At 32.3% G+C, this 11,139-nt stretch carries 9 protein-coding genes; 6 read left to right on the forward strand and 3 right to left on the reverse strand.

Annotation, left to right across the window (positions count from 1 at the left end; translation table 11 throughout):
* Genes E9099_RS04835 through E9099_RS04845 form a run of 3 tightly spaced genes read left to right on the forward strand, consistent with a single transcriptional unit; the run spans position 1 to position 3,733 of the window.
* Positions 1-2,589, forward strand: a complete 2,589-nt coding sequence (locus E9099_RS04835) for a CHAT domain-containing protein (RefSeq protein ID WP_136582574.1) — start codon at positions 1-3, stop codon at positions 2,587-2,589.
* A complete protein-coding gene (locus E9099_RS04840; RefSeq protein ID WP_136582575.1) occupies positions 2,573-3,025 on the forward strand; it encodes a TIGR02281 family clan AA aspartic protease in 453 nt (150 codons plus the stop codon). The genes E9099_RS04835 and E9099_RS04840 overlap by 17 nt, the downstream gene beginning before the upstream one ends.
* Before the next feature lie 60 nt (positions 3,026-3,085).
* On the forward strand, positions 3,086-3,733 hold the full coding sequence (locus E9099_RS04845) for a response regulator (protein WP_136582576.1): 648 nt from the start codon (positions 3,086-3,088) through the stop codon (positions 3,731-3,733).
* A 1,106-nt stretch (positions 3,734-4,839) separates the two neighbouring features.
* On the opposite strand, the gene odhB is transcribed toward E9099_RS04845, so the two are convergent.
* The 3 genes from odhB to E9099_RS04860 are packed head-to-tail and all read right to left on the reverse strand — an operon-like array spanning position 4,840 to position 9,226.
* Entirely contained in the window at positions 4,840-6,051 is a 1,212-nt protein-coding gene (odhB, locus tag E9099_RS04850) for a 2-oxoglutarate dehydrogenase complex dihydrolipoyllysine-residue succinyltransferase (RefSeq protein ID WP_136582577.1), read from the reverse strand.
* A 35-nt stretch (positions 6,052-6,086) separates the two neighbouring features.
* The gene (locus E9099_RS04855) at positions 6,087-6,452 is read right to left on the reverse strand and encodes a hypothetical protein (protein WP_136582578.1); all 366 of its coding nucleotides are present in this window, start codon (positions 6,450-6,452) and stop codon (positions 6,087-6,089) included.
* A gap of 8 nt (positions 6,453-6,460) precedes the next feature.
* Positions 6,461-9,226 (reverse strand): 2-oxoglutarate dehydrogenase E1 component, encoded by a 2,766-nt coding sequence (locus E9099_RS04860; protein WP_136582579.1) that lies wholly within the window; start codon positions 9,224-9,226, stop codon positions 6,461-6,463.
* Positions 9,227-9,342: 116 nt separating this feature from the next.
* On the opposite strand from E9099_RS04860, the gene E9099_RS04865 reads away from it, so the two are divergent.
* From E9099_RS04865 to E9099_RS04875, 3 genes are all read left to right on the forward strand, one after another.
* A complete protein-coding gene (locus E9099_RS04865) occupies positions 9,343-9,882 on the forward strand; it encodes an alpha-ketoglutarate decarboxylase (protein ID WP_136582580.1) in 540 nt (179 codons plus the stop codon).
* Positions 9,883-10,050: 168 nt separating this feature from the next.
* Positions 10,051-10,554 carry a c-type cytochrome gene (locus tag E9099_RS04870; protein ID WP_136582581.1) on the forward strand — a complete coding sequence of 168 codons (504 nt, stop codon included), beginning with the start codon at positions 10,051-10,053 and terminating at the stop codon, positions 10,552-10,554.
* Between the two features lie 6 nt (positions 10,555-10,560).
* Positions 10,561-11,133: a fasciclin domain-containing protein gene (locus tag E9099_RS04875; RefSeq protein WP_136582582.1), complete on the forward strand. Its 573-nt coding sequence runs from the start codon at positions 10,561-10,563 to the stop codon at positions 11,131-11,133.
* Positions 11,134-11,139 lie beyond the last annotated feature (6 nt).

Consider the following 11,139-nt stretch of genomic DNA (forward strand, 5'->3'; position numbering starts at 1 on the left):
ATGAAATACACCTATGTCATATTATTTTTTCTTGTCTTCGGAAGCGCGCTTTCTCAAGATCTAGAAGAGAACATCTATGTTACAACCGAAACATTTAACGCTAATAGGACGTCTAACACCTATGCCACTTTCTTAATAAACGAAGCTAACTTCAAATCTAACCTTAAAACTAAGGAGGAGTTCTTTGCCTATTTGTTTTTCTTAGTCAGTAAAGCCAGTTACCTAGACAACATTAATCAGCAAACAAACGCTATTAGTGTTTATGAAAAAGCTTTAAACCTTTATAATACAGAAAAAATAAATACGTTTTTTAGATATGATATCACGGAATACTGTTTAAAACCATTAGGCGTGTTATATAACAAAATCGGTGATTACACGAATGCAGAAAACACAATTAAACAATATATTTTTCTAGCCGAAAAACAAAAAAATAACACACACAGAATTAGTGGTGCCATTAATTTAGCCCAATTATATCATACCGTTGGAAAATTTGATTCGTCACAAACTATAATAAAAAAAGGTTTAGACATTAAAGGTCTTACAAATGTTCAAAAACAAAAGCTGATTCAGATAAACGTAAACAATCAAATAGCTTTAAAACAAATAATTAGCAATAAAGATATTCCTACTAAAAACACAATAGATTCTTATCACACTAATACTTTAGAAACCGAATATAATCTAGCAGTTAATGCTCAAGATTTTGAAACCGCTTTAAAATCTTTAAGAAAAATAACGACTAAAGCTTATACTGAAAACACAATTGATGCGAGAGGCCTTGCTAAACTTCATGTTAAAAAGGCACAACTTCAATATAAATTAAATAACTCTAAAGCTAGTTTAATAGAACTAAAAGGAGCGCTAAAACTATTACTTCCAAATTTCAAAAATCAAGAACTCCCTAAAAAAGAAGACCTATATCCTGAAAATACATTTATCGCAATTTTCGATTTATTAGCAGACTTGCAACTTAATGACAACAATGCTTTAGCCTGCTACGATCTAAGTTTTTATGTCTCCAATCTATTAACAGAACAATTGACCTCTCAAGAAGCCAAACTATTACACCTAACTACTAATAGACAACGAAGTGAATCTTGTATAAATTTACTTTTTGAAGCTTATCAAACCACTCAAGACTCCTCTAAAATTATTCAAGCTTTTACCTACGCTGAAAAAAACAAAGGTTCTATTTTAAAAGAAACCATTAACAAAAAATCGTTATTACTATTACATCCTAATGATAGTTTATTACTTAATGAGCAATCGCTATTACACAAACAAGAACGCTTAACCAATAGTTTAATAAAAGCACAATACCAGAAAAATGCCAATCACATCAATACACTAAGCCAAGATTTAACAACTGTGAGTTCTGCTTTAAAACAAATAAAAATTAAAATTAACAAAGCGTACCCTAACATTAACATTACGGATATATCAATTTTAAAGCTACAGGAAAAACTAAAAAAGGATAATGCTATTTTAGTAGAATATTTTTATGGTGATACTGCAGTATTTCAATTTACAATTTCAGAGAAAGCTGTCCATTTTATTAAGATTAAAAAAAACACTGCTTTTGACAACGCAATCAGTAACTACATTGACTACTTCAATACGTCTTCTGGAATAAACAACAACATTCAGGCATTTACAAAGGATGCTTCTAGACTGTATCAATTACTACAATTTAATCACACTTCTGCATATAAAAATATAGTCGTTATCCCTGATGGCTTTATAAATTTTATTCCTTTTGAAAGTCTTTTATCGACAAGTACTTCTACAAAAAAATATTCAAACATGCCTTTTGTAGCCAAAAATCATATTTTAGCTTACAATACTAGTGCTTCTTTATATTTAAGTGCCTCTCCTTTTAAATATGACGCGTCCGTTTTAGGTGTTTTCCCAGTCTTTGACAATAGTAATTCAAAATTAATTCACTCTCTAAACGAAGCAGAAAGCATTGCAAAAGAAGTAGATGCTAAATTTTTGATGTATGATAATGCAAAAAAAAGCGAGGCGTTATTTCAAGCTAAAAAATATGGCATATTACATTTATCGACGCATGCCAGCAGCGGCACCTTTTCTGTGCCAGCAAATATAGATTTTATAGACAAAAAACTGTTTTTAAATGAATTGTACAGCCTAAATCTGAATAATAAATTAGTCGTTTTAAGTGCTTGTGAAACGGGGATTGGAAAAATCCAAAAAGGAGAAGGCAGCATGAATCTTGCTAGAGGTTTCCAATATGCTGGTGTCGAAAATTTATTATTTTCTTTATGGAAAATTAATGATTTATCGACCTCTCAATTGATGTCTTCATTTTATAAAAATTATAGTAAAACGCATTCTGCTTTTGTTGCTAATCATCTATCTAAGCTGGACTACTTAAATAATCCTGAAATATCTAACATCAAAAAATCACCATATTACTGGAGCGCTTTCTCCTATTACGGAGATTTAACTCCAGAAAGCCCTTCTGACTATTTAAAATATTTCCTTTTTACTATTATTGGCTTAAGTATTGCCTTACTTTTATGGTTTATAATACGCAGACATAATCATGGAAAACACGCTTAAAGACTTTTTATTTACCAAGAACTATATAAGGGTTAAACTAAAATTAACTAAAACCAACCATTTTGAGATTAAAGCATCAATAAATGGCATAAAAGGCTTGTTTATTTTAGATACAGGCGCCTCTAATAGTTGCGTTGGTTTTGAAGGTTCTGAAAAATTTATATTAAAAAAAGTAAAAGATTCTAAAGTATTAGCTGCTGGTGCCGGTGCCACGAACATGAAAACTCAAGTGTCAAAAAATAACACCTTAAAAATAGGGCGATTAAAAATCAGCAAATCAGCATTAGTCTTATTTGACTTAAGCCATGTTAACACTGCATTAATCAATCATAATGCACAGCCTGTAGATGGTATTATTGGCGCTGATATTTTAAAAAAAGTAAAAGGTATTATTGATTACGATAAAAAATATTTGTACTTAAAAAAATTAGACTAATGTCTAATTTTTATTTAATTTTAACTTCAAGTAAACTTACCACAAAAGACTAACTATTTTATGAGTACTTCAATTGTCATAGCAGATGATCACCCTTTAATGCTTAGAGGCCTTTCTGATTTTATCACCTCTAAAGGTTTTAATATAATTGGTAGTGCAGAAGACGGTCAAACCGCCTATAATCTAATTGTTAAACTTAAGCCAGATATTGCTCTATTGGATATTAGAATGCCAAAAATGACAGGATTAGAAGTTGCTGGTGCTTGTTTTAAAAATGAATTAAACACCAAAATTGTCCTGATTACATTTGATAATGAAGAGCATTTATTTGACAAAGCAAAAGCATACAATGTTTATGGCTATCTTTTAAAAGAATTTGCGGTAGAAGAAATTGAAACTTGTATTTCACACGTCATGAAGGGAGAAGCCTATTTTAGCGAAGAAATAGCGTCATACCTTAATGCTAAAGTTTCTTATTCTAGTTCTAATTTATTAGAAATGCTAACACCAACAGAGGTTAAGGTTGTTAAATTTTTATCTGAAAAATTAAATTCAACCCAGATTGCTGAACTATTAATGAGTTCTCCTAGAACAGTAGAAAAACACAGAAGTAATATTGTTAAAAAATTAGACTTAAAAAAATCGCATAACGAATTGACGCTTTGGGCAAATATGAATAAAGAAGTCATAGCTGACATATCGCTATAAATTCACAGAACAAAACAACCGTAAACACTGTAATTACTAGTAAACCCTTTAAAATAACATTCTATTTTAAAGGGTTTTATTTGATTTGTACTCAAATAAAAATACGTAGTTCTACGTATTTCATAGGTCATTTTTATCTTTTACCTTTACCATGCTATTAATTAGTTCTTAGGGAGAATTAATAAGGCTCTAAAACGTTAACCTGTTTTGGAGCTTTTTTTTTGGATTAGTCCCAAATAAAAATACGTAGTTCTACGTATTTCACAGGTCATTTTTATCTTTTACCTTTACCATGCTATTAATTAGTTCTTAGGGGGAATTAATAAAGCTCTAAAACGTTAACCTGTTTTGGAGCTTTTTTTTTGGATTAGTCCCAAATAAAAATACGTAGTTCTACGTATTTCACAGGTCATTTATATCTTTTACCTTTACCATGCTATTAATTAGTTCTTAGGGAGAATTAATAAGGCTCTAAAACGTTAACCTGTTTTGGAGCTTTTTTTTTGGATTAGCCCCAAATAAAAATACGTAGTTCTACGTATTTCACAGGTCATTTATATCTTTTACCTTTACCATGCTATTAATTAGTTCTTAGGGAGAATTAATAAGGCTCTAAAACGTTAACCTGTTTTGGAGCTTTTTTTTTTTGGATTAGTCCCAAATAAAAATACGTAGTTCTACGTATTTCACAGGTCGTTTATATCATATACCTTTACCCTGCTATTAATTAGTTCTTAGGGAGAATTAATAAAGCTCTAAAACGTTAACCTGTTTTGGAGCTTTTTTTTGGATTAGTCCCAAATAAAAATACGTAGTTCTACGTATTTCACAGGTCGTATATATCATATACCTTTACCATGCTATTAATTAGTTCTTAGGGAGAATTATTTAAGAAGACTCTGCACTATAATGGTGCAGAGTTTTATTTAAAATTACAATCATGGATTTAGAAAAAAGAACAAGAGAACAAAACAAGATAATTATTGCGTGTCTTGCTATATTAACTTTACTTGTCATTGCTTTTAATATTATCATATTTTTTGACACATAGACACAAAAAAAGGGAGCAACTATGTTGCTCCCTTTTAATATAATATAAACGCTTATTAAAGCTCTAAAGCTTTTTTAATATCATTACCCATAAGTAACTCTATTGGATTCTCTAATGCCTCTTTAATTGCGACTAAAAAGCCTACACTTTCTTTTCCATCAATTATTCTGTGATCATAAGATAATGCAACATACATCATTGGATGAATTTCTACTTTTCCATCTACTGCTATTGGTCGTTCAATAATATTATGCATTCCTAAAATACCACTTTGAGGTGGATTTATAATTGGAGTAGATAACATACTACCAAAGACACCTCCATTTGTAATTGTAAAGGTACCTCCTGTCATTTCATCTACAGTGATTTGACCATCTCTAGCTCTAAGTGCTAATCTTTTTACTTCTGACTCGACACCTCTAAAAGTTAAGTTTTCAGCATTTCTAATTACTGGTACCATTAATCCCTTTGGTCCAGAAACTGCGATACTGATATCGACAAAGTTAAATGTTTTCATTTCCTTACCATCTATCATAGAATTAACAGCAGGATACATTTGTAACGCACGCACAACTGCTAACGAGAAAAATGACATAAACCCTAAACCTACACCATGTTTAGACTTAAAAGTCTCCTTATATTCTTTACGTAGTGCAAAAACAGGAGACATATTTACTTCGTTAAAAGTAGTCAACATAGCTGTGGTATTTTTAGCCTCTACTAAACGCTCTGCTACTTTACGACGTAACATTGACATTTTAGAATTAGAAGAACTGCGATCACCACCTGTTGGTGTTCCCATAGATGGTACTGCATTTACGGCATCATCTTTAGTAACGCGACCATCTTTTCCTGTTCCAGAAATAGTACTAGTATCCATTCCTTTTTCTGCTAATATTTTTTTAGCTGCAGGACTTGCTGTTCCTGAGGCATAAGTATCTGCTTTTGGTGCTTCTACTTTTGTTTCAGGTTTTGGAGCTTCTTCTACTTTTTCTTCTTCTTTTGCAGACGTGTCTCCATCGGGAGCTTTTGCACTAGTGTCTATTAAACATACAACTTGTCCAACTGCTACTGCATCACCTTCTTCTGCTTTAAGCGTAATAGTACCACTAGCTTCTGCTGGTAATTCTAAAGTTGCTTTATCACTATCAACCTCAGCTATTGGTTGGTCTTTTTCTACATAATCACCATCTTGAACTAACCATTCTGCTATTTCAACTTCCGTGATAGATTCGCCTGGAGAAGGCACTTTCATTTCTAAAATCATCGTAATGTAATTTTATATTGTTGTGTTATTGTTTATTAGTTTACTGAATTCATTTTAAAAAATTCAAGTTTATTATCTGTCCCTACTTTTATATAAAGATTATAAACTCCGTTTTCAAAATTAACAATGTAATTATTACCTTCTTTAAAAGTATTAATATATTCCATTGCTTTTATTTTACCCAAAGCACTCATGTTAACCTCGTTTTTGAAAAAGGTCTTTGTTTTCTCTAAAGTTGAAACTTTTTTAAAATCATCATCAAACATATTAAATAAGCCAACGACATCACCATTATTATAATGGTTTTGAAAGCTAGAAGCGGCTTGTTTATAATTATCGCTGTCCTGAGCAATCCCAATTGAACTAATCAAAAGTGATAAAATTAATAGTATTTTTTTCATATTTATACTTATTTAGCTTGACGCTGGTTATTTTTAGTCTTATCAAAGACAAAGTCGATAACTTCTCTATGACGTTTTTTAGATCGTACAGAACTACCTGCTGCTGGCGCACCATAAGGTCTTCTTGACGCTAATCTAAAATGTCTTACTTCGTCTAAATTCATCAACATATGTGAGTAAGCCCCCATGTTTCTTGGTTCCTCTTGCGCCCAAACGACATCCTCTGCATTTGTATATTTACTTAACACAGCCTTGATAGCTTCTGTTGGTAAAGGAAATAATTGCTCTATTCTAATTAAAGCAACATCATCTCTATTTAAGGTATCACGTTCTTCGTCTAAATCGTAATAAAATTTACCTGTTAAAAAGACAAGTGTTTTCACTTTATCTACTTTTACAGAAGCGTCATCGATTAATGTTTGGAAGCTTCCGTTTGCAAACTCATCTACTGTACTAACACATTTTGGGTGACGTAATAAACTTTTTGGCGTAAACACGATTAATGGTTTACGGAAGTTAACCTTCATTTGACGTCTTAACAAGTGAAAGAAGTTAGCCGGAGTTGTACAATCGGCAACAAACATATTGTCTTTTGCGCACAACTGTAAATAACGTTCCATACGTGCTGAAGAGTGTTCTGCTCCTTGTCCTTCATAACCATGTGGTAATAACATGACTAATCCATTTTGAGTTTTCCACTTATCTTCTCCTGCAGAGATGTACTGATCTAGCATAATTTGAGCACCATTACTAAAATCTCCAAATTGTGCTTCCCAAATAGTTAAAGTATTTGGACTAGCCATGGCGTAACCATAATCAAAGCCTACTACGCCGTACTCTGAAAGTAACGAGTTATAGATATGAAATTGACCCTGTTTGTCACTAATTTGATTTAATAATAATATTTCTTCTTCACTATCTTCAACTTTAACCACTGCGTGTCTGTGTGAAAATGTACCACGCTCTACATCTTGCCCAGACATACGCACATTATAGCCTTCGTCTAAAAGTGTTCCATAAGCTAAATGCTCAGCCATAGCCCAATCCAACCTATTTTCATCAAACATATTTTGACGATCGTTAATTAGACGTTCTATTTTTCTAATAAACTTTTTATCTTTTGGTAAGTTTGAGATTACTTTCGTAATTGCTTCTAATTTGTCCTTAGATGTGGTTGTATCAATCGATTTCATCATTGTGGTTTCATCTACCTGAGTAAAATCTTTCCATTGATCCTCCATAAAAGGAGTGATAACTGTTTTATCTTCTTTACGAGAATCTTCTAATTTTTCTTCTAAACTAGATTTGTAATCGTTTTCTAATGTCTTAACATGACCTTTATCAATAATACCTTGCTCAATTAATTTTGCAGCATAGATATCTCTTGGATTGGCGTGTTTAGAAATTGCTTTATATAATTTTGGTTGTGTAAATCTTGGCTCATCACCTTCATTATGACCGTATTTTCTATATCCTAACAAGTCAATAAATACGTCACGCTTAAAATTCATTCTAAAATCTAAAGCAAATAACATTGCATGTACTACCGCTTCCGCATCGTCTGCATTAACGTGTAATACTGGTGATAATGTTACTTTAGCAATATCCGTACAATACGTACTAGATCTAGCATCTAAATAGTTTGTAGTAAACCCAACTTGATTGTTAACAACAACATGAATTGTTCCGTTAGTTTTATAACCATCTAATTGTGCCATTTGTACGACCTCATACACTAATCCTTGACCTGCAATTGCTGCATCTCCATGAACCACGATTGGTAATACTTTACTAAAATTATCACTGTAAAAATTATCCTGTTTTGCTCTAACAATACCTTCAACTACTGCTCCAACCGTCTCTAAATGCGATGGATTTGGGGCAATACTTAAGTTTATTTTCTGACCACTATCCGTTTGACGAATACTAGTCCAACCTAGGTGATACTTAACATCTCCATCAAAGACTTCTTGCTCGTAATCCTTTCCGTCAAACTCGCTAAAAATATCTTTTGCAGACTTTCCGAAAATATTTGTTAAGGTACTTAAACGCCCTCTGTGCGCCATTCCCATTACAAATTCTTGAACACCAAGTTCTGCTGCTTTTTCAATTACGGCATCTAATCCTGGAATTAAAGATTCTCCTCCTTCCAGAGAGAACCGTTTTTGTCCTACATACTTAGTATGTAGAAAACTTTCAAACGATACGGCCTCGTTTAATTTTTTTAGGATGTGCTTTTTTTGCGCTCCAGAAAAATTAGGCTGATTGTCGTTTATGTTTAACTTGCTCTGAATCCACTGAATTTCGTCAGGTTTTCTGATATACATGTATTCCACACCAATAGCATCACAATAAATACTATCTAAATGTTTAACAATTTCTCTAAGTGTTTGTGCACCTATACCTAAAATATCACCAGCATTAAAATTGGTATCTAAATCAGCTTGTGTCAAGCCAAAATTTTCCAATGCCAAAGTAGGCTCGTACTTACGACGATCCCTTACTGGGTTTGTTTTAGTAAATAAATGCCCTCTGTTACGATAACCATCTATTAATTTAACTACTTGAAATTCTTTTTGAACATGCTCAGGCATTTGGGTGGAAACACCCTCTGCTATTTCTCCATCTAATCCGTAATTTTCCGAACCAAAGTCGTAACCTTGAAAAAAGGCTCTCCAACTAGGCTCTACAGAGTCTGGGTTTTCTAAGTATTGATCGTATAAGTCAGCAAAGTATGCTGTATGTGCTGCGTTTAAAAAGGAGTATTTATCCATTATTTTCTTTAAGACGTGTTCGCTTCAACAAAATTTTATCAAAAATACAACTTTTACTATATATAGCGATGGTTTTATTATATTTATAACATTCTAAAACACCTAAATTAATTATTATGAAAATCAAATCAATTAACAGCTCTAAAATTATCATATTATCAATAATTGCTTGTTTTTTTATAACTTTTGGTAATGCGCAAGATAATTTACCACAGCAAAAAAGTGAATTTTGGAAAAATGTTCGATTTGGTGGTGGATTAGGATTAAGTACTGGAAGCAACTTTTTTAGTGCAACATTAGCACCAACTGCTATTTACCAATTTGACAACTCATTTGCCTTAGGAGTTGGCCTGAATGCAACTTATAATAAGAGCAAAAACTTTTACAAATCGACAATTTTAGGAGCCAGTATAATTGGAATCTACACGCCCATAAAAGACATACAGATTTCTGGTGAGTTTGAGCAAAATCATGTGAATAGAAATTTTGACAACCCAGCTTTTATTGATGACACCTATTGGGTACCTTCTTTATTTATCGGCGCAGGGTACACTACAAACAATATAACCATCGGGATACGCTACGATGTACTTTATGACGACACTAAAAGTATATACGCTAATGCCTGGGTCCCTTTTGTAAGAGTATTCTTTTAAAGAAAACAAAACCTAAAAACCAAACCTTTTCACAATCTTGTAGAAAGGTTTTTTTTTATGGAACGATACGCTCTTTTTTTAATTAAGACATTTTTATCCTAAATATGACTTATATCATATTATAAGTTTTATTATGACAGTATTTTTGTCGAATAAAACTAAGATATTATGAAAACAACACTAAAATTAATGACCGTATTATTTATAACCATGCTAATTAGTTGTGGTGGTAAAGAAGAAAAGAAAAAAGAAGAATTTTCTTATAAGAAAAAGGAAACTACAGAAAAGACGACTGCACCAAAAGCAGAAAAAACACCACCTTCTAAACAAATAGACCTAAAAAACAAAGGACTCGGCCCTATAAAATCGGTAACCCTAGCGGCAGAAATAGATCAATCGATGGTTACTCTTGGCGCTGACGTTTATAAAAAAATGTGTACTGCTTGTCACAGAACAAACAAAAAATTTATAGGACCACCACCAACAGGAATATTAAGTCGTCGTACTCCAGAATGGATTATGAATATGATTTTAAATCCAGAGCAAATGGTAAAAGAAGATCCGTTAGCTAAAGAGTTATTAATGGAATTTAATGGTTCTCCTATGGCAAATCAAGGCCTTACTGAAAAAGAAGCAAGAGCGGTCTTAGAATATTTCAGAACACTTAAATAATCTATTATGAAACTAATAAAACAATTGCTCTTTGTTTTTGCTATCACGCTAACCTTATATGCTTGCAAAAGCGAAACAAAAGGTAACTCCGAAACATCAACAGTTTCAACTACAAATAGTGAAGTAAAAGAACGAACAGGGCAAGCTTTTATTGAAGACGATGGAAGCACAACGGTTTTAAGCATAGCAATGGACTCTAAAGATCACACCACTTTAGTTGCTGCTGTTAAAGCTGCACAATTAGAAAACGCTTTAGTTAATGCAGGACCATTAATGGTTTTTGCTCCAACTAACGCAGCATTTGCAGCATTACCTGAAGGTACTATAGAAAACTTATTAAAGCCAGAAAACAAAGCTGCTTTAGCAAATATTTTAAAATACCACGTTACTCCAGGAAACTACTCTAAAGATTTTTTGAAAAAGTTTAAAAAATTAGGTCAAGCTAATAATGACTATGTAAAAGTAGAAGTAGTCGACGGAGAACCAATGATTGGAGGCGCTAAAATACTAGGTAGTGTAAAAGCCGGAAACGGAATAGTACACATCATAGATAAAGTTTTATTACCGCCAACAGAATAATAAAAA

Source organism: Psychroserpens sp. NJDZ02 (assembly GCF_004843725.1).
GTDB lineage: Bacteria > Bacteroidota > Bacteroidia > Flavobacteriales > Flavobacteriaceae > Olleya.